Source organism: Sporosarcina sp. P16b, assembly GCF_002743065.1.
In the GTDB taxonomy this organism is placed as follows: Bacteria; Bacillota; Bacilli; order Bacillales_A; family Planococcaceae; genus Sporosarcina.
On the sequence record NZ_PDYO01000006.1, the window covers coordinates 107,318 to 127,239 of the forward strand.

At 38.1% G+C, this 19,922-nt stretch carries 18 protein-coding genes; 17 read left to right on the forward strand and 1 reads right to left on the reverse strand.

The genetic code is table 11. From position 1 onward, the window contains the following. Window positions 1-9 precede the first annotated feature (9 nt). The 7 genes from CSV77_RS09420 (at window position 10) to CSV77_RS09450 (ending at window position 7,950) form a co-directional block, all read left to right on the forward strand. Window positions 10-1,434, forward strand: a complete 1,425-nt coding sequence (locus CSV77_RS09420; protein ID WP_099673210.1) for an amino acid permease — start codon at window positions 10-12, stop codon at window positions 1,432-1,434. A 379-nt stretch (window positions 1,435-1,813) separates the two neighbouring features. After that, window positions 1,814-2,560 carry an IclR family transcriptional regulator gene (locus CSV77_RS09425; protein WP_099673211.1) on the forward strand — a complete coding sequence of 249 codons (747 nt, stop codon included), beginning with the start codon at window positions 1,814-1,816 and terminating at the stop codon, window positions 2,558-2,560. A gap of 142 nt (window positions 2,561-2,702) precedes the next feature. Further along, a complete protein-coding gene (locus CSV77_RS09430) occupies window positions 2,703-3,740 on the forward strand; it encodes a TRAP transporter substrate-binding protein (RefSeq protein ID WP_099673212.1) in 1,038 nt (345 codons plus the stop codon). Between the two features lie 14 nt (window positions 3,741-3,754). Beyond that, window positions 3,755-4,240, forward strand: a complete 486-nt coding sequence (locus CSV77_RS09435; protein ID WP_099673213.1) for a TRAP transporter small permease — start codon at window positions 3,755-3,757, stop codon at window positions 4,238-4,240. Continuing rightward, on the forward strand, window positions 4,237-5,514 hold the full coding sequence (locus tag CSV77_RS09440; RefSeq protein ID WP_099673214.1) for a TRAP transporter large permease: 1,278 nt from the start codon (window positions 4,237-4,239) through the stop codon (window positions 5,512-5,514). Before CSV77_RS09435 ends, CSV77_RS09440 begins: the two co-directional genes overlap by 4 nt. Before the next feature lie 329 nt (window positions 5,515-5,843). After that, window positions 5,844-7,328 (forward strand): 4-hydroxyphenylacetate 3-hydroxylase family protein, encoded by a 1,485-nt coding sequence (locus CSV77_RS09445; protein ID WP_099673215.1) that lies wholly within the window; start codon window positions 5,844-5,846, stop codon window positions 7,326-7,328. Between the two features lie 112 nt (window positions 7,329-7,440). Next, window positions 7,441-7,950: a flavin reductase family protein gene (locus CSV77_RS09450; protein WP_099673216.1), complete on the forward strand. Its 510-nt coding sequence runs from the start codon at window positions 7,441-7,443 to the stop codon at window positions 7,948-7,950. Window positions 7,951-8,051: 101 nt separating this feature from the next. On the opposite strand, the gene CSV77_RS09455 is transcribed toward CSV77_RS09450, so the two are convergent. After that, on the reverse strand, window positions 8,052-9,269 hold the full coding sequence (locus CSV77_RS09455; protein ID WP_099673217.1) for an ROK family protein: 1,218 nt from the start codon (window positions 9,267-9,269) through the stop codon (window positions 8,052-8,054). Window positions 9,270-9,540: 271 nt separating this feature from the next. Between CSV77_RS09455 and CSV77_RS09460 the strand changes: the two genes are divergently transcribed. From CSV77_RS09460 to dmpG, 10 genes are all read left to right on the forward strand, one after another. Next, window positions 9,541-11,433 carry a TRAP transporter permease gene (locus tag CSV77_RS09460; protein WP_099673218.1) on the forward strand — a complete coding sequence of 631 codons (1,893 nt, stop codon included), beginning with the start codon at window positions 9,541-9,543 and terminating at the stop codon, window positions 11,431-11,433. Window positions 11,434-11,487: 54 nt separating this feature from the next. Then, window positions 11,488-12,501, forward strand: coding sequence for a TAXI family TRAP transporter solute-binding subunit (locus CSV77_RS09465; protein WP_158232056.1), 1,014 nt, complete (start codon window positions 11,488-11,490; stop codon window positions 12,499-12,501). Window positions 12,502-12,537: 36 nt separating this feature from the next. Further along, window positions 12,538-13,410 (forward strand): MBL fold metallo-hydrolase, encoded by an 873-nt coding sequence (locus CSV77_RS09470; protein ID WP_099673220.1) that lies wholly within the window; start codon window positions 12,538-12,540, stop codon window positions 13,408-13,410. Window positions 13,411-13,644: 234 nt separating this feature from the next. Next, window positions 13,645-14,190, forward strand: coding sequence for a 3-hydroxyanthranilate 3,4-dioxygenase (locus CSV77_RS09475; protein ID WP_099673221.1), 546 nt, complete (start codon window positions 13,645-13,647; stop codon window positions 14,188-14,190). Then, on the forward strand, window positions 14,187-15,197 hold the full coding sequence (locus tag CSV77_RS09480; RefSeq protein ID WP_099673222.1) for an amidohydrolase family protein: 1,011 nt from the start codon (window positions 14,187-14,189) through the stop codon (window positions 15,195-15,197). Before CSV77_RS09475 ends, CSV77_RS09480 begins: the two co-directional genes overlap by 4 nt. Then, complete coding sequence (locus CSV77_RS09485; RefSeq protein ID WP_099673223.1) at window positions 15,194-15,640, forward strand: RidA family protein; 447 nt, start codon at window positions 15,194-15,196, stop codon at window positions 15,638-15,640. The genes CSV77_RS09480 and CSV77_RS09485 overlap by 4 nt, the downstream gene beginning before the upstream one ends. Before the next feature lie 10 nt (window positions 15,641-15,650). Continuing rightward, complete coding sequence (locus tag CSV77_RS09490) at window positions 15,651-17,120, forward strand: aldehyde dehydrogenase (RefSeq protein WP_099673224.1); 1,470 nt, start codon at window positions 15,651-15,653, stop codon at window positions 17,118-17,120. Between the two features lie 65 nt (window positions 17,121-17,185). Beyond that, entirely contained in the window at window positions 17,186-17,965 is a 780-nt protein-coding gene (locus CSV77_RS09495; RefSeq protein ID WP_099673225.1) for a 2-keto-4-pentenoate hydratase, read from the forward strand. A gap of 30 nt (window positions 17,966-17,995) precedes the next feature. Beyond that, on the forward strand, window positions 17,996-18,880 hold the full coding sequence (locus CSV77_RS09500) for an acetaldehyde dehydrogenase (acetylating) (protein WP_099673226.1): 885 nt from the start codon (window positions 17,996-17,998) through the stop codon (window positions 18,878-18,880). Window positions 18,881-18,902: 22 nt separating this feature from the next. Beyond that, entirely contained in the window at window positions 18,903-19,922 is a 1,020-nt protein-coding gene (gene dmpG, locus CSV77_RS09505) for a 4-hydroxy-2-oxovalerate aldolase (RefSeq protein ID WP_099673227.1), read from the forward strand.

Sequence of the window (19,922 nt, forward strand, 5' to 3'; positions counted from 1 at the left end):
GGTGGAGTGATGGGGAAGAAAGAAATGGGTTTTCAAGACATAATTGAAAGAGAGAAAGGGTTAAGCCGAAGTCTGACGACAGGACAACTTACGATGATCGCGATTGGAGGAGCAATTGGAACAGGATTATTTCTTGGGAGTGGCTTGGCAATCGGTCTTGCGGGGCCAAGTGTAATCGTAAGCTATGCGATTGGAGCTTTGATAGCATTACTGCTGATGGGATGTCTTTCAGAAATGACGGTGGCTCATCCCGTGACTGGTTCATTCGGGGCTTATGCTGAAAAGTATATTAATCCATGGGCTGGCTTTTCTGTACGTTATTCATATTGGTTCAGCCTAGTTTGTGCGATTGGAACGGAAGTCACAGCCGTAGCAATCTATATGAAGTATTGGTTTCCAACAGTACCTGCTATCGTTTGGATCATATTATTTGCGGCAATCTTAATGTATGTAAACTTGACGACTGTTAAGGTGTTTGGAGTGGTAGAATATTGGTTCTCCCTAATAAAAGTAGTAGCAATTACTGGATTTATTATACTTGCAACATATGTCATTGTGGGGGCTGACGCTACATCTTCTATTGGAATCCAAAATTATACAGGTAATGGAGGATTTTTCCCAAATGGCTTTTATGGAATGTGGATTGCCGTTTTTATATCATTATTCAGTTACTTAAGTATTGAAATGATTGCAGTCAGTGCAGGGGAAGCGAAAGATCCAGAGAAAGCTGTTCCTATCGCATTGCGCTCTGCAGTTGTTCGTTTAATCTTATTTTACTTGATAACATTATCTTTGATGTTGATGATTGTTCCTTGGACTATGGCAGGCGCTGATATAAGCCCATTTGTTAAAGTGATGCAGATTGTCGACATACCAGGAGCAGCTGCAATTATGAACTTTGTCGTATTGATTGCTGCACTATCAGCTATGAATAGTCAATTATATATTTCTACAAGAATGATGTTTTCATTATCAAGAGGTGGATTTGCTCCTAAAACTTTAGGTAAACTAAATAAAAGATCTGTACCTTCTAACGCATTACTTGTATCTGTTATTGGAATTGTATTTGCAACAGTCTTTACAATTATAAAACCTGATACTGCATTCACGTTGATGATTTCCTTATCAAGCTTTGGCGCGATGTTTGCGTGGTTTATGATATTCATTACCCATTTATTTTTCAGGAAGAAATGGAATGAAATGAATGGCTGGAAGTTGCCTGTTCGAATGATTGGTTATCCATACCTCACTATATTTGGAGCATTATTACTAGCAAGTGTCGTATTGTCAACGTGGTTCTCTCCAGATTTTAAAGCCACACTTGTTTTAGGATTCCCTTGGTTATTATTCATCACGATTTGTTATTTTATATGGAAACGTACAATAGGTAAGCGAATGATCAATCAGTCGGAGTATGATGAAAATGTAGAATAAACGAATACCCACTACTAATGTTATAACCCGATTCTTCTTTATATCGAGTTATATTTTTATGGAATTAGATTATGCAAGTAGTATTTCAATGACTATCTAATAGATTTAGTGGAAAACTGAAAGTTTATTGAATTGTCAAATTGGGTTTCACAATGTGAAATTTAAAGCTTGTTTTCTTATTGTAGCATTCGTATAATTTAAATCATTACTCAGCGAGTTAGGAGTCATCTTAAGGCAGATCTACACCGTTAAAATTTAATAGTGCAGTAAATATTCTGTTGAAAGAATCCAAAAAATGTTTTTTTTGTATTCAACTGAAAGCGTTTACAAGTATGGTTAATTAAACGTACTTATATCCAGCTAGAGGGGAGAAAACCAAGTGATAGAATCTGTTAAAAAAGCATGTTATATCATCAATTGTTTTTCCAATGAGGAACCAGTTTTAGGAAATGCGGAAATTGCCAATAAGCTTGGGATGAGTCCAAGTACAACGCATCATCTGATTAGTACACTGTGTAATGAAGGTGTGTTAATGAGAGATTCAAACAGGCGTTATCGTTTAGGCTGGAAATTACTCGAATGGAATAATAATGTCATGTTTCAGCAAGATATTTATGACAGAGCCATACCACTTGTAAAAGACTTGATTAGTAGATTTACAGGGACAGCCCATATTGCAATGTTTGACAAAGGGGAAGTGGTCTTTGTTCTGAAAGTATCCTCTCAACAAGCATCTCCTATTCACACACACATCGGATCACGAAAACCTGCTTATGCTACGAGTACAGGAAAAGTATTGTTAGCTTATAACAATATCTATCTTAAAGAAACAATAGAACGAGGGCTTTCAACACAAGCATCCAATACTATTACAGATATTGATAAGTTAAAAGAAGACTTAAAGAGAGTACGTGACATCGGGTATTCCATTAGTAATAATGAAAACTCTACGAGTACTTACGCAATTGCTGCGCCAATTTTATCGTATTCAGGTAAGACTATTGCTGCAGTGAATTTGGTAGGGCCGGCCTCTTATATGCAAGGAAATAATCAGAAAATGATTATTCAAAGTGTAATTAAAGCTGCTGATTCCATATCAAAAGAACTTGGATACATTGAAGTATGACATATAATATATACTTTTAAAGGGGGGATGGTAACAAATTGTACTGTATTGCTATCTACCATAGAGTAACAGTAAAGTTTTATGGAGAGTTTACGAAATACTCTGAATACCTATTTAAGAGAGAGAAAAGGGGAGTCAATACATGACAAAAAAACGAGGATTATATTTTTTCATTATGACAATTTTAGCTGCATTACTCCTGAGTGCATGTGGGGAAGACGGCGATGATGTGAAAGCTGAAGATCTTGGCAAAGCAGGGAGTTCTGGAGACGCAGGACAAACATATAACTTCAAACTAGCTCATATAGCACCACCTGATCATATTTGGAACGAAACGGCAAAGAAGTTTGCTGAAGAACTTGAAGAACGTTCAGATGGTCGAATGAAAATGCAGTTATATCCGGGCGGACAGCTTGGTGGAGAACCGGATATGGTTCAACAGCTTGAGACAGGGTCATTGGATTTTGGATTTATTACAACTGCATTTCTAACTTCAAGATCAGATGCGTTCAGCTCGTGGTTTGCACCGTATCTATTTGATTCATATGAAGCTGCATTCGAAGCAAAAGATTCAGATGTTGCGAAGAAAGTTTTGGCTACATTAGATGATCAAGGATTACGTGCGAAGAACTATTTCTTCTCTGGAAATCGTACGATGATGTTCAGGGAAAAAGTTGAAACTCCAACAGACATTAAAGGATTGACTTTACGTGTTACGCCAAGTCCCGCATTACAAGATTGGTATCGTTTACTAGGTGCTAATCCTGAATCGATTTCCCTACCAGATGTTTATCAAGCAGCACAAACTGGTGTCATTGATGGAATGGAAATGGATTTGGATGCTGCGGTAACATCTAATTTTAATGAAGTAACAGGTTTCGCGGCATTGACGAATCATATGGTATGGCCTTCAGTTATGATTGCTAGCGGTAAAAAGTTTGATGCAATGCCAGAAGAAGATCAAAAGATTGTAGAGGAAGCAATGGCTGCGGCTTCTGAATATGGAACAATGAAACGTGCATCTCTAGAAGAAGAGTATATGAATACGTTGAAGGACAGAGGGATGGAGTTATATGAAATGGACGAGTCTTTGTTTGAGCCGTACAAAGAAAAATATGATGAGCAATACAAAGCGAAAGATCCATTGATTAAAGAGTTCATTGAAACGTTCCGTAAATAGGGGGAATATGCAATATGAATAAGCTTAGCAGCTGGATAGAAACTCTAGAAAAGTTTATAGCGATGATTTTGATTGCCACAATGACAATTATTATCGCAGTCGCTGTAGTGTTCCGATATTTCTTGGACGCACCGATATTTTGGGCGAGTGAAGCGAGTATTTTCATAATGGCATGGATTACATTTCTCGGTGGAAGTTTGGGGCTTAAGTATAAGTCCCAAGCTTCTGTTACATTTTTAGTGGATCGCTTTTCAGTGAAGGGGAAAAGGTATTTTGAGATAGTTTCCCATATAATAATTTTAATGTTTATTGGAATATTACTATACTTGAGTTATCCGTGGCTTTTATCTGTTATCAATTTAACCTCGTCTACTATGCGGCTTCCAATGTGGATACCATATGCATCTGTCCCTGTAGGTTTAAGTTTTGCATTCATTCATTTACTAACCCATCTTGTAAACTTACTTAAGACAAAAGAGCAAGGGGGACAAACGCTATGATTTTCATTGTCATAGGATTATTTTTGTTATTCTTAGCAATTGGTATTCCAATTTCTTTGGTACTGGCCATTACATCCATTTGCTATTTGCTCCTTGGTGACTTAACGACATTATTGAGTTCGGCACCTCAGAAAATGTTTTCTGGGATTGATAATTTTGGACTCTTGGCTATTCCGTTGTTTATGTTGGCGGGAGAGTTAATGAACGGTGGGGGGATTACGACTCGACTAGTATCGTTTGCCAGAGTATTAATCGGTCATTATCGTGGCGGATTAGCGTATGTGACTGTTATCGCAAACATGTTTTTGGCTTCAATACTAGGTTCTGCAAACGCGCAGGCTGCAATGATGAGTAAAGTCATGGTTCCCGAAATGGAAAAGGAAGGCTACCAACGTGACTTCTCTGCAGCTATTACATTAGCTTCTTCTATTGTAGCACCTGTCATTCCACCTAGTATGTTATTCATCATATACGGAACATTAACAGGCGCATCGATTGCTGATCTATTTATGGCTGGGGTAATTCCAGGTATCATGTTGGGAATTGGATTTATTATAGTTATTGGAATCATGAACCAAAAACAACAGTTTCCTAAGAGTGAAAAAGCAACCTTCCAGATGATCGTGAAATCATTCTCACGTGTCTTGCCTGCGATGTTGATACCATTTACTATCATCTTTGGTATACTCGGAGGAGTATTTACACCTACTGAATCTGCAGCAATTGCATGTGTGATTGCATTTGTAATTGGCCTGGCGTATCGGGAGTTGAAACTGAGAGATATGCCCGAAATCCTAGTGAATACGGTTGTAAATACGGCAACTATTTCATTCTTGATTGTTATGGCAAATTTATTTGGTTTTATTATTGCATACGAGCAAATACCTCAATTGGTAGCCGACTCCATGCTTTCACTATCCGATAATCCATTGATGTTCTTACTATTAGTTAACATCTTCTTACTATTGATTGGAACTGTGTTGGATGGGATAGCGGCATTGATTATTCTAATTCCTGTTATGCTCCCATTGCTTGCTACATATCAGATTGACCCTGTACATTTTGGAGTTATTGTATGTATTAACTTAACTATTGGTCTCCTTACACCGCCAGTAGGTACGGGACTATTCATTGTATCGTCTATCGCTAAAGTGAAGTTTGAAGATCTTATTAAAGCCATTATGCCATTCTTGGCTATGGCGATCGTTGTATTGCTCATCCTAACGTACTGGGAAGATGCAGCATTATGGATTCCTAGTTTGTATAAGGATTGATGAATTAAAAGCTGTAGATAAACTCCAGGATTAGTGGAGTTTATCTACAGCTTTTTTTGATAGAATTGATGACGAATGAATTTAAAATAAGTACAAAATAATATTTATGTTTCACAGTATGAAATATGAATATTGTGTCAATTCAACGGAATAGGTATATTACAAGTAAGTTAATTGTGGTGAAGGCATAAAGAGAAGAAAAGTCGTCTTTCAATGGTAGGAAGATTATTAAAAAACCAAATGAAAGGGCTTACAAATATTACTCTTACAGCTTTTATTTAACAATGTGAAAATATTAGAATACTACTAAAATATAGGAGGAATACACAATGGGAATTAGAACAGGTGCAGATTATATCGAAGCGGTTAGGTCACGTCAACCAGAAGTATATTTAGGGGGGCGTCGTATCTCCAATTTAGCTGACGAACCAATCTTCAAACAACCCATAAAAGAAATGGCAAAGCTTTATGATATGCAACATGATCCAAAATACCAAGAGGAAATTACCCATGTATGTGAAGAAACCGGCGAAAGAGTAAATAATGCATTTCTGATTCCACGTAACGGAGAGGATCTACAAGCTCGTAGACGTGTATTCGAAGTTTGGGCGGAGGCAACTTTTGGTTTAATGGGACGAACACCAGATTTCTTAGCGACTGTAGTTACAGCGATGGCATCCAATGATTGGTTCTTTAGACAGTACGGAGAACGTTGGGGCGATAATATTGTAAATTACTATAATTATATTCGAGATAATGATTTATTCCTGACGCATGCAATTATTAATCCACAGAATGATCGTAGTAAAGCTTCTAATGAACAAGAAGATGAATTTACACATCTAGGGGTTGTACGTGAAACAGAAGAAGGTTTGATTGTTCGTGGATCCAAGATGTTAGCTACCCTTGCACCTGTAACAGACGAAGTCATTATTTATTCATACCCTAGTTTCAAACCTGGCGATGAAAAATATGCAATTTCATTTGCTGTTCCGATCGACACTCCTGGACTTCGTATGTATTGCCGTGAAGAAACCCAAAATGGTCAACGTTCTACTTGGGATCATCCACTAGCTAGCCGTTTTGAAGAGATGGATGCAGTGCTTGTGTTCCATGATGTACTTGTACCTTGGGATCGTGTGTTTATCAATCAAAATGTAGAAGCTGGAAACTTATTATATCCTAAAACAGGTATCAACTTACAACCATCACATCAGTCAGCAGTTCGTGGATTGACGAAGATTTCATTTGCGTCAGAAGTTACTTGTGCAATTGCGGATGCAGTAGGAGTTGATGGATTCTTAAACGTGCAAAACCAATTATCTGAGCTGATCCAAGGAGTTGAAACAATTCGTGCATTGGTACGTGTAGCGGAGCATGAGTTTACCTTAACTCCACACGGTGAAGCAATTCCGGCTATTGTTCCTTTAGAGACGATACGTGGAATCTTACCGACACTCTATCCACGTGCAATGGAGATTTTACAAACGATCGGAGCAGGTGGGTTGCTCATGTCTCCAACAGGGGCAGACTTCGCAAACCCTGAAACTGCAGAAGATATGGAAAAACACTATGGTGGGCGTTCAGGCGTAACAGCTGAGCATCGCGTACGTCTATTCAAGCTAGCTTGGGATCTATGCGGAGAAGCATTCGGTCAGCGTCTTGTACAATACGAGCGATACTATTCCGGTGATCCAGTTCGTAAATTGGGAATGTTCTACAATACGCATAAGCGTAATAACCCATCGTATGAAATGGTAGACAAAGCTTTGAAAGATTCATTGGAAATGATGAAAGATACTGTAGCGCTATAAGTATGGTATGAGAAATAGGCATTGTCGAGTAAGAGGATTTTACTTTGATAATGCTTTCCAATATAAAATTAATGGTTGCATCAACCATAATATTCCTTAAGGAGATATTGCAATGAATGAAGTTGAAAAAGAAAAGCTATTTAGAGACATCATGGGGAATTATCCAACAGGTGTAACAATCGTTTCTGCAACAACAGAAGATGGTACGCCAGTAGGCCTTACAGTGAACTCGTTTGCTTCTGTGTCATTGCATCCACAGCTTCTTCTATGGTCAATTGATCATAAAGTATCTTCTATAAAAGAATTTACAGGAGGCGGTAAATTCGCTGTACACGTACTTGCAGGAGAGCAGCAAGAAGTATGCGGTACATTCGCGAGCCGCGTAGAAGATCGCTTCGCAACATGCGAATGGAAAATGTCTAATAACGGTTTACCAATTATCGAGGATGCATTCGGTGTATTCGAATGTGAGACATTCCAAACGATTGAGGCAGGCGATCACACAATTATTATTGGGAAAGTAATTGATCTGAAAATTGATAAAGAAAAAGAGCCTATGATGTATCACCGCAGAGTCTTCGGATCTGTACCACCAGTTTTCTACGAACAAAATAACAAATAAAACCCATAGCGCATTTAGCAATAATAAAACACCTCAAAAGTTAGAGTTCAAATCTAACTTTTGAGGTGTTTTTCATTTTGTTACAGCCTTGTAGCTTATATTTATAAATCACTTAAATATTTAGTCACTAGAAGTCTACCTGCACCAATAGCAGTAGCGTTCTCTCCTAGATATCCTCGACTGAAATGGAGGGTATGATTTGGAAAAATAATATTACTTCTTTCAGTAGCAACTTTTACCACTGTATCATAGAAGAGTTTCATATTATATGTGGCCCCGTTCACAATTATCAAATCAGGGTGTAAAACATTAATTAGATTTGAAATACCAATACCTGTATAATAAGCAGAGTTTTCTACAATATCACATGACAGTGGATCGTTATTCCTTACTGCATAACAAATATCATCGAAATCAATTGTTTCTATATCATCAGTCATTTCTGTCAAAATTGATTTTTTACCTTGTTTGAGTGCATTTATTATATCAGTATTAATTGCTTGAATAGATGAATATGCTTGTACACAACCATAACTACCGCAATAGCACTTTCTGCCATGTATATCAACTATCATATGACCTTGACCGTGTATACCAAGTTTGTCAGTGCCTGGTTTTAACTTTCCTTCTATTATCATGCCTGTTCGACTGCCAACACCCTTTAACATATAAATTATATTACTGTATTGGTCTTTGTAATGATTATTATACTCAGCCAGTAACGCCGTATTTACTCCATAATCAACTAACACTTCTAACCCCAAACGTTCTTCTAATATATCTTTTATCGGGATATCCTTCCAACCAGAGGAAGGAAATTGATTTGGGTTTAATATAATGCCACTTTTACTATCTAAAGGACCGATAGTACCAACGCCAATACCTAAAATTCTATCTTTGGAGATATTTTCATTAGTAAGCATTTGCTCGATGTTTTGTTCGATAAAATCAACAGTTGCATTAGGTGTGCTTAATACACCCATTTTAAGGCGTGCCTCATTTAATACGTTCAATTTAATATCCATTAATAAGACCTTGGTATAGCTACGGGAAATATCGATCCCAATTAAATAATAAAAATTAGTATTAATTTCAAATAAGAAAGGTTTCCTTCCACCGCTCGATTCTCCATAACCACTTTCAGTCACAATCTTTTCAGTTAATAAATCATCTAGTAGTCTAGAACATGTAGTAGTTGTCAATTCAGCTTTTTCCATCAAATCACTTTTAGAAAGTGGCCCATATTCATAAATCAATGCAACTAAATGTTTTAAACGTTTATCTTTAATAGAATTTTTCCTATAAAGCTCTTTTATCACAATATATTGCCCCCTATTGAATTATGTTTGAAACTAAAGTTCGAAAAAGTTATAAGTGCTAAGGAAGACTTGTATTATCTTTAATTTTACACTTTGAACGCATTGAAAACAACAAAAAAAATATACTTACAAAATACATTTGACTAAAACGGATTAAACATATATAATTCAGATTATTAAGAAATGAAAGCGCTTAACCATTAAGTTATTAATATATTAAATCTAGCGGTTAAGAACTCTTTCACCTCCAATATAGAAAGGATCTGAAAAAATGAGGAAATTGTTAACAGGCATAATTGCAATACTGGCTTTTGTAATGGCAGTATTTCATTTATATTCCGGAGGGATACAATTATTCCCTGCTACACAACAGCGTGCTGTCCACTTAGGTTTAGCCTTTGCTTTAGTATTCTTGTTGCATCCGTTTATTAAGAAGAAAAAAGTATTGGAAAAGCCAAAAAGTAAATTCGGATTATCTGTGAATATTATTCTGTCTATACTTTCCTTAGTCGTGGGTGGATATCTAACAGTTAGATATTTGGATTTACCGATGGAAATTAGTTCTCCCTCATCAATAACTATTATTATTGGAGTTTTAGTGATATTGCTAACGCTAGAAGTTGCCAGGAGAATGCTAGGCTTAGCACTCCCAATTATCGCAGTTATATTTTTAATATATGCTTTCATAGGAGATAAACTTCCTTTAATGATACAACACTCAGGTTATTCTTTTGAGCAGATAGTAACTCAAATTGGTCTATCAAATCAAGGCGTTTTCGGTATCCCACTTGGTGTATCGGCGAGTTATATTGTTTTATTCGTAGTTTTTGGTGCAATGCTTGAGAAATCTGGAGCAGGGAACATGTTCTTAGATTTGGCAATGGGATTGGTTGGAAGATTTAGAGGAGGTGCAGCAAAGGTTTCAGTAGTTGCCAGTGCTCTATTCGGGTCTATCAGCGGGAGTCAAGTAGCCAACGTTGTAACTACGGGTGTGCTGACTATTCCGTTAATGAAAAGGGCTGGTTATAAACCCACTTATGCTGCAGCTGTAGAGTCAGTAGCTTCAACTGGTGGAATGATCTTACCTCCCATTATGGGGGCTGTGGCTTTTCTAATGGCTGATTTCTTGCAAGTCAGTTATGCGGAAGTTGCTTTTGCTGCATTAATTCCAGCCATAATTTATTTCGTAGCTATCTTCGTTATGGTGGATCTTCGAGCAGCTAAAGAAGGATTACAAGCAACAGAAGTTGAGAATAATGTAGATTTGAAAGAGCTAATACTTAAAAAAGGACATTTAATGCTTCCGTTAATTGTACTTGTAATTCTATTAATGGTTTTCCAAATGACTGCCAATAATGCTGCTTTCTGGGCTATAGTATCTGTACCGCTTGCTTGTTTACTTAGAAAAGAGACTCGCATGCCGTTCAGGCAAATAATTATTGCTTTACAAGAGGGTGTTAAACTCTCATTAATGGTTGTGGCGGCATGTAGTGCGGCTGGAATTGTTATTGGTGTGATTGACATGACGGGTATGGGTCTTCGTTTCTCCAGTGTTCTATTAGAATTATCAGGTGGTAATCTACTTTTACTCTGTATCTTGACGATGCTTGCATCAATTATTATGGGGATGGGTTTACCGCCTGTAGCATCTTATCTGGTTCTAGCTATATTGGCAGCACCTGCAATGGTTAATCTAGGTGTTCCTCCAATAGCAGCACATCTATTTATTTTCTACTATGGAACATTATCAGCTATAACACCACCGGTCGCTTTAGCATCTTATGCCGCAGCAGGACTGTCAGATACCAGTCCTATGAGAGTATCGCTTGTTGCATGTAGACTCGCTTTAGTCGCATTCATTGTTCCTTACATGTTTGTGTTTGGTCCAGAACTACTCTTAATTGGTTCGGCTATACCAATAATATTCGCTACTATTACAGCTTTAATTGGTGTCTACGCGATTGCTGTTTCGATTGAAGGCTACTTCAAAGCTGAATTAGGTATTTATAGCAGATTGATTCTCTTTGCAGGTTCAATCATGTTAATAACAGTTAATGTCTTATCGTCATTCATAGGACTCAGTATCATATTGATTGTTTTAATGTATGAGTGGAGGAGTGCTAATAAAATCAATGAAACTATTATTTTGGATAAATCCTTGTAATTAATGATATGCAATAAAAATCCAATAGAAGTAAAAGGGAATAGGAGGAATGACATGAAAAAGAATTTAGCACTTTCATTAGTATTGATGTCTATTGTTTTTATAGTAGCAGCGTGCAGTTCGGATAAATCAGCTGATAGAGAGGTTTCCGATGATAAAACGACTGGTGTTGTTCCCCTTTACACGCCAGGATCAGGCGGTACTAACTATGTAATAGGGGCAGGAATTAGTCAATTGTTCAACAGTTCAAAAGAGATGCCAGATGTAGTCTTGTCAACAGAATCTGTAAATGGTTCAACAGAAATTGCGAAGAATTTAATTTCTCGTAGTGAGAAGGGTAAAGCAGCGTTTGGTGTACCCGCTTCAGATATTGCAACAAACATTTACCAAGGTAAAGACCCAATCATTACGGGCGAACATAAAGATTTAAAAGCTGTAACGTGGTTTAGTTATGCTGCAGTTCATATTGTAGTCCCCAAAAAGTCGGAAATCAAATCAATTGAAGATTTGAAAGGTAAAAAAGTTGGTGTCGCACCAAAGGGAAGTTCTCCTTACAATTTCATGCAAACATTGTTGGCGGATGAATATAATATTTCGTTTGATGAAGATGTGAAAGTAATTCCATTGGGTAATCCCGAAATTAGTGAAGGACTTCAAAACGGAAGTATAGATGTTGGTATATTAACAGGGTTTATTCCAGCTCCCTTAATTACTGAAGTATCTCAGTTGATGGATGTTAAAATCATACCGTTTGATGAAAAAAAGTTATCCTCATTTACTGAAAATCATCCATACTACTCTTCAATGGAAGTAGAAGCAAATACTTATAAAGATCAGAAGGAAGATATCACAATTGGGGCATTTGAAACTATGCTATTAACACATGAAAATACAGATGATGATATGGTGTATAACTTAGTTAAATTTATTATGGAGAATGAGGAAGATATAAAACAAGTACACAATTCATTTGATATATCACCAAAAAGTGTTTCAAGAGGTGTTGTTATTCCATTCCACCCAGGTGCTATTAAGTATTTTAAAGAAGAAGATATAAAATATGAATAAATATTTTAGAAACAACTTTGAAATGGAGGTACTGTAATGACTGAGTTAAAAGTAACAATGTTAGGCACTGGAAGCCCTTGGCCCGATAAAGAGAGGTCTGGACCTTCCCAGGTTTTATGGATAAATGAACAGCCTATTCTAGTAGACTGTGGTGAGAAAGTTTCATATCAACTCAGTAGAGCAGATATAGAATTAGCTTCTATTAATTATATATTTTTAACACATCTACATGCGGATCATATTCTTGGATATGGACAATTTTTGTTAGGGAGGTGGTTTAGTAGCAGAAAGCAACTAACTTTGATTGGTCCGAAGGGTACTAAACAGTTTCATCAACAAATTTTAAAAATGTATGAGGAAGATATAGCTTACAAATTATCCCTTGGCAGATCTCCAGACGGTTTAATCGATACAAATGTTATTGAAATTGAAAGTTCGGGTGCTGTAGAAATTGATTTACCTAATAACGTTAAAGTAATAACTGCTGAGATGATTCACAGTATTTTGACTTATGCATACCGATTTGAAACTGAAGATCAATCAGTTGTCTTTTCTGGTGATACTGCGCCAGTTGAAGAATTAGTCAATTTATCGATGGATGCAGATACGATGGTAGTGGATTGTTGTTTAGCACCAAATAAAATATACTCTGGGACACTTAGTGTGGAAAGGAAGAGGATATGGGAAGAATTGCAAAAGGAACATTGTGGTCCTGAACAAGCTGCCCAAATGGCAAGTCAGGCTCAAGCTAAGCAGTTAATACTTACTCATTTCCTTCCTGGGACACTCACAGAAACTACACACTCATTGGCTTCAAAACACTTTAGAGGTGAAATTATAGTACCTAATGATTTGGATGAAATCATAGTGCCATGTAGCAAATTTCATAATTCGATTTCAAGTAAATAAAATAATAAAAGAGAGATTAAATCTTAAAATACTAAGAGTTTTGAAAGAACTCTAACTGTTCCACATAGTGAAATTCACACGTAGCAAATGTATGCGTTTTCAATTATGCTAAATATAGAATTAATCAAGCAATAAAGAATGTTTGATTCTGTCTGTTTTTAGTATGTGATAACAGAATGAGTCTTGCATCGTCTAACACGAAAAAACATCAACTAAAATAATGGAGGGTTTTAAATGACAACTTCAACAATCAAAACTTTAAAGGCGTTCAACCTGCTACAGTGGATTGAAGAAAATAAAAGCGAGTTAAAGCCACCGGTCAATAACAAAGTTTTATGGGAAGACTCAGAATTCATTTGTATGATTTTAGGTGGTCCGAATAGAAGACGTGATTTTCATGTGGACCCTTCTGAAGAATTTTTCTATCAAATAAAAGGTAGTTGCTTTGTAGAAGTAATCAACTTTGAAGGAAAGCGTGAAGTAGTAGAAGTTAAAGAAGGAGAAGTCTTCATGCTTCCAGCTATGATGCCACACTCACCACATCGTGTTGCTGACACGTATGGACTGGTAATCGAACGTAAGCGTGATCAAGGCGAACTAGAAGATTTCGTCTGGTTCTGTGAAAATTGTGATAAGCAGATGCATAAAAAGACGGTTCAATTGACGAACATCGAGACGCAAGTCAAAGGTGCAATTGAAGAATTCAATGGTAGTGAGGAACTGCGTACATGTGATAACTGTGGTCATGTAATGCCAGAAGAAGTAGGGCTGTGGAAATGAGAGTAGACTTCCATACACACATCATTCCTGAAAATATCCCTGACTTTGTGAAGAAGTTCGGTGGTGGACGCTGGCCGACTTTAGAAAAAACGTGTTCATGTGGTGCGGATATTATGGTTGAAGGTAATGTTTTCCGTGAAGTGACAAACCAAGTTTGGAGTCCCGAAAAACGCATTGAAGATATGGATGCGGAAGGCGTGGATATTCAAGTACTGTCCCCCATACCAGTGACATTCTCATATTGGGCAGACGGAGAGCAAGCGGAAGAAATGTCGAAGATCCAGAACGACTTTATTGCGGATACTGTTAAACAGTATCCAGAGCGGTTTATTGGTTTAGGAACTGTTCCCTTACAAGATGTTGAGATTTCGATTCGCGAAATGGAAAGATGTGTAAAGGAACTAGGGCTTAAAGGCATTGAAATTGGAACGAATATTAATGGTAAGAATCTGGATGATCCTGACTTCACTAAGTTCTTTGAAATGGCCGAGAAGTGGGAAGTGCCTCTATTCGTACACCCGTGGGAAACACTTGGTAAAGACAGAATGCCACGTCATAACTTTATGTATACAGTAGGTATGCCAAGTGAGACTGCTTTAGCTGCAGCAAGTCTAATAAATGGTGGAGTAATGGAGAAGTTTCCAAAACTCAAAGTTTGCTTTGCGCATGGCGGAGGCTCATTCCCTTACATCTTGCCACGTTTAGATCAAGGTTGGAAAGTTTGGCCACATTTGAGACAGACGAAAGAAATGCCTAGCTATTACGCTAAAAACTTCTATTTTGATTCATTAAACTATGATCCATTGAATCTCAACTTTATGATTGATCGTTTTGGTCATGAAAAGATTGTAATGGGTTCTGACTATCCGTTCTTATTACGTGAAATCCCACCGGGCAAAGTAGTCGATGACACAGTGAATTTAACTGATGAACAAAGACAGGCCATTTTGGGAGGAAACGCACTGGAATTCTTAAACATATCAGTAAAGGAAGAGATGAAAAAATGACGCCTGAAGAAAAGTTGAATGAATTAGGGTTGGAATTACCTGCATTACGACCTTCACTTGGAGATTATGTTCGATGTGTTCGCACGGGAAATCTATTGTTCACTGCGGGACAAGGCGTTGATCAATACCATGGTAAATTAGGAAGAGATTTGACTGTGGATGAAGGTTATTTGGCAGCGCAGCAATCCATGCTGAACTTATTGAGTGTCGTGAAAGAAGAAATCGGTGAGTTGAGTAAAGTAAAACAATTCGTGAAGGTTCTGGGTATGGTCAATAGCACAGAAGATTTTACTGATCAGCCGAAAGTAATGAATGGCGCTTCTGATTTAATCGGTAAAGTATTTGGTGAAAAAGGTAAGCATGGAAGGTCGGCAGTAGGAATGTCGCAACTTCCTAATAATACAGCAATAGAAATTGAGATGATCATCGAGATCGAGGACTAGGAGGGATATCGTGGCTAAAGAATTAGTAGCGGACAATACAACGGTCCAGGATGCAAAACTATTTATTAATGGGAAATATGTAGATGCAATTTCAGGAGACACATTCGATACGATAAATCCAGCAACCAATCAAAAGCTTGCAACAGTGGCTAAAGGCGGAGAAGAAGACGCTAACAGAGCTATTGAAGCTGCACATAATGCATTTACCAGTGGAGTCTGGAGTAATATGCCGGTTGAAAAGCGTTCAGAAATTTTATGTCGCATGGCTGATCTGATTCTAGAAAAAGTAGATCATCTTGCATATGTTGAGACATTGGATGTCGGGAAGCCTATTCGTGAGAGTCGTGAGTTCGATATTCCACGAGCCGCTTCAAACTTTCGTTTCTTTGCTGAAATGGCGAAGTATATGGTGCATGAGCATTATGATATGGCGAACCACATGTCATACGTGCAATACGCTCCAGCAGGCGTCACGAGTCTAATCATTCCTTGGAATCTTCCGTTCATGCAAATGACATGGAAAGCTTCTGCTGCATTGGCTGCAGGAAATACTGTCGTAATTAAACCCGCTTCCGATACACCTTTAAGTGCAGTTCTACTTGGAGAAATTGCGAATGAAGCCGGCTTGCCGCCAGGTGTTTTAAACATTCTTACAGGTCCAGGAAGCACAGTTGGGACCGTGATGGCGAAACATCCATATGTTCAGCGTATTTCATTTGTAGGTGAATCCGAAACTGGAAAGACTGTCATGCGTAATGCAGCAGAAAATCTAACTCCGGTTTCCTTAGAATTAGGCGGGAAGTCAGCAAATATAGTATTTGAAGATGCAGATCTGGATGAAGCGGTAGAAGGATCAATCGAAGCAATTTTCCGCAACCAGGGTGAAATTTGTCTTGCGGGATCAAGAATTCTTGTGCAAGAAGGAATTTATGAGGAATTTCTTGAAAAATTCGTTGCGGCAGTTCAGAACATTAAAGTTGGTGATCCGACAGATGAAGCTACAGACATGGGAGCACTTGTATCTAAAAGTCATTTGAAAGAAGTTGCAGACTATGTGCAGATCGGACTCGATGAGGGTGCTAAACTTGCCTATGGCGGTAAGATGGTAGAAGGCTTACCTGAAGGTAACTTCTATGAACCTACTGTTTTATATGATGTAAACAATAAAATGCGTGTAGCGCAAGAAGAGATTTTCGGACCAGTTCCTGTAATCATTCCGTTCAAGACAGAAGAAGAAGCAATTGATATTGCGAATGATTCCATCTATGGACTGGCTGGCGTTGTCTGGACGAATGATCTGCGACGGGGACAGCGAGTTACTTCTCAAGTACATGCTGGTTTACTATGGGTGAATTGCTGGTACGTACGCGATTTGCGTACTCCATTCGGTGGAGCTAAAGCTAGCGGAATAGGAAGAGAAGGCGGTCGTCATAGCTTTGATTTCTATACGGAAGCAAAGACTATTACAATAAAAAAATAAACTGGACAGCGAAAGGTGGCATTGTGCCCGCCTTTTGTTGTTTTCACGCAGGAGGATGGAATATCGTGTCTACTAAAATTGAAAATTATGCATCAGAATTATTGGAAGCTGAGAAAACTTGCAAAGGTATTGCGCCTTTGACGGATAGAGATAGTTCATTGACAGTAGAGGATGCTTATAATATTCAGCTAGAGATGGTAAAACGGAAATTAGCAGATGGAAGAACTGTCATTGGGAAGAAAGTTGGACTAACTAGTGTAGCGATGCAAAAAATGTTAAATGTAGATGAGCCGGACTATGGACATTTATATGATGATATGGAATTAGGAAATAAAGCTTCCATTAAAGTGAATTCAATGCTGGCACCGAAAGTGGAGGCTGAAATCGGCTTTGTATTGTCCGAAGATTTGGTGGGACCGAATGTAACGTATTTAGATGTGATGATGGCAACGAAGCATGTTGTGCCTACGATTGAAGTCATTGATAGCCGTGTGTCGGATTGGAAAATTAAATTAATCGATACAGTCGCGGATAATGGTTCGAGTGCTAAAGTTGTAATTGGCGATAAGCAAACTACGTTGGAAACGTTAGATTTACGTACTAATTGTATGAGTCTCTACAAAAATGAAGAATTAATTGCAACAGGTGCAGGAGCTGCAGCACTTGGACATCCAGCACATGCTGTTGCTTGGCTTGCAAATAAGTTGCATGCATTTGGTATTACATTGAAGAAAGACGAATTGATTTTACCTGGGGCATTATCTGGAGCGGTTGTTGTTGAAGCCGGAGATACAATTGAGGCAGACTTCGGCCCTATCGGATCTGTTATGGTGCATTTTGAATAAAGATCGGATTATAAGGAAAGGAGCAAAATAATGGAGAAAATAAAAGCAGCCATCATCGGTTCTGGAAATATCGGAACAGATTTAATGTATAAACTTGAACGTAGTGATGTTATAGAGTTAACAGCTGTCATTGGGATAGAACCTAACTCTGATGGACTGAAGCGAGCGAAAGAAAGAGGCTATCAAGCGTACTCTACTGGAATTCAAGCTATTATAGATCATCCTGAACTGGCGGATATTGTATTCGATGCCACTTCGGCAAAAGCGCATATTCACCATGCGGAAGTACTTAAAAGCTTAGGGAAGCTAGCAATCGATTTAACGCCTGCCGCTATAGGGCCATTCTTTTCACCGGCAGTAAGTTCCAACGCAGACTCTAAAGATCTTGATAATGTCAACATGATTACATGTGGTGGACAGGCGACTATTCCGATTGTGAATGCTATCAATAAAGTGGCTGACGTTACATATGGTGAAATTGTAGCTACGATTTCCAGTTTAAGTGCAGGCCCTGGAACAAGGGCAAATATTGATGAGTTCACACTCACTACCCGTAAAGGAATAGAAGACGTAGGTGGTGCAGATACAGGAAAAGCTCTGATTATCTTGAATCCTGCTGATCCTCCAATCTTAATGCGCGACACCATTTATTGTGAAGTGAAAAATATGGACGAAGAAGCGATATCAACATCTATTAGCGATATGGTAGAAAAGGTAAAGGAATATGTGCCTGGTTACCGTTTAAAACAACCACCACTATTCGAAGGAAATGTTGTAACGGTATTTGTTGAAGTAGAAGGAGCTGGAGATTACTTCCCTGCTTACGCTGGTAATTTAGATATTATGACCGCAGCGGCAACGAGGGTTGCTGAAGATTTTGCACGTAATATGTTAGAGAAGAAATCTCTCATTTGAAAAATGGGAAGGAGTAACTTATATGACGAAGAAGCCAATTAAAATTACAGAAGTAAGTTTGCGAGACGGAAGTCATACAGTAGCACATCAATTCACGGCAGACCAAGTACGAAATGTTACACGTGCGTTAAACGATGCAGGTATGCATTATATAGAAGTAAGCCATGGTGATGGCTTAGGCGGTTCTACTCTTCAATATGGCAGATCATTAGTCAATGAAATGGAATTGATTGAAGCAGCAGTTGATGAATGTACAGACTCAAAAGTAGCGGTCTTATTGATACCTGGAATTGGTACTATGAACGAACTTAAACAAGCACATCAATTAGGAGCAAAGCTCGTTCGTGTAGCGACACACTCTACTGAGGCCGATGTTTCCGCACAGCATATCAGCCAAGCGCGTGAACTTGGAATGGAAGCTTTAGGATTTTTAATGATGGCACATTCGGTTCCTGTTGATAAATTAGTTGAACAAGCGAAGCTTATGGAAAGCTATGGAGCAGAAGCAGTTTATGTAACTGATTCTGCGGGAGCGTTACTTCCGCATCAAGTTAGTGAGCGAATTAAAGCACTACGCAATTCATTGGATATTGAAGTAGGATTCCATGCACATAATAACTTATCTTTAGCTGTAGCAAATACACTTGCTGCAATTGAAGGAGGGGCTACTCGAATCGATGGAGCAGTTCGTTGTTTAGGTGCCGGAGCGGGTAATACGCAAACAGAAGTACTGCTTGCTGTATTAGATCGTATGGGAGTAAATGTAGGAATTGATCTTTATAAAATGATGGATTTAGCTGAAGATATCGTAGGTCCATTAATTCCTGATACACAAGAGATAAAAAAAGGCAGTCTCGTATTAGGTTACGCGGGTGTGTACTCAAGCTTCCTGCTTCATTCTGAACGAGCTGCTGCTAGATTTGGTTTAGATCCGCGCGATATCTTAATGGAACTTGGTAAGTTAAAAGTAATAGGCGGACAAGAAGATATGATTTTGGATGTAGCTGCTGATTTAGCTAAGAAGTCGAAAGTGGGGGCATAA

What these genes read in the sequence shown, in the direction of transcription:
- CSV77_RS09470 (WP_099673220.1), top strand. Translation starts at nt 12,538, where the DNA reads ATGACTGAGTTAAAAGTAACAATGTTAGGCACTGGAAGCCCTTGGCCC.
- CSV77_RS09480 (WP_099673222.1), top strand. Translation starts at nt 14,187, where the DNA reads ATGAGAGTAGACTTCCATACACACATCATTCCTGAAAATATCCCTGAC.
- CSV77_RS09460 (WP_099673218.1), top strand. Translation starts at nt 9,541, where the DNA reads ATGAGGAAATTGTTAACAGGCATAATTGCAATACTGGCTTTTGTAATG.
- CSV77_RS09440 (WP_099673214.1), top strand. Translation starts at nt 4,237, where the DNA reads ATGATTTTCATTGTCATAGGATTATTTTTGTTATTCTTAGCAATTGGT.
- dmpG (WP_099673227.1), top strand. Translation starts at nt 18,903, where the DNA reads ATGACGAAGAAGCCAATTAAAATTACAGAAGTAAGTTTGCGAGACGGA.
- CSV77_RS09435 (WP_099673213.1), top strand. Translation starts at nt 3,755, where the DNA reads ATGAATAAGCTTAGCAGCTGGATAGAAACTCTAGAAAAGTTTATAGCG.
- CSV77_RS09420 (WP_099673210.1), top strand. Translation starts at nt 10, where the DNA reads ATGGGGAAGAAAGAAATGGGTTTTCAAGACATAATTGAAAGAGAGAAA.
- CSV77_RS09450 (WP_099673216.1), top strand. Translation starts at nt 7,441, where the DNA reads ATGAATGAAGTTGAAAAAGAAAAGCTATTTAGAGACATCATGGGGAAT.
- CSV77_RS09430 (WP_099673212.1), top strand. Translation starts at nt 2,703, where the DNA reads ATGACAAAAAAACGAGGATTATATTTTTTCATTATGACAATTTTAGCT.
- CSV77_RS09445 (WP_099673215.1), top strand. Translation starts at nt 5,844, where the DNA reads ATGGGAATTAGAACAGGTGCAGATTATATCGAAGCGGTTAGGTCACGT.
- CSV77_RS09485 (WP_099673223.1), top strand. Translation starts at nt 15,194, where the DNA reads ATGACGCCTGAAGAAAAGTTGAATGAATTAGGGTTGGAATTACCTGCA.
- CSV77_RS09500 (WP_099673226.1), top strand. Translation starts at nt 17,996, where the DNA reads ATGGAGAAAATAAAAGCAGCCATCATCGGTTCTGGAAATATCGGAACA.
- CSV77_RS09465 (WP_158232056.1), top strand. Translation starts at nt 11,488, where the DNA reads ATGAAAAAGAATTTAGCACTTTCATTAGTATTGATGTCTATTGTTTTT.
- CSV77_RS09475 (WP_099673221.1), top strand. Translation starts at nt 13,645, where the DNA reads ATGACAACTTCAACAATCAAAACTTTAAAGGCGTTCAACCTGCTACAG.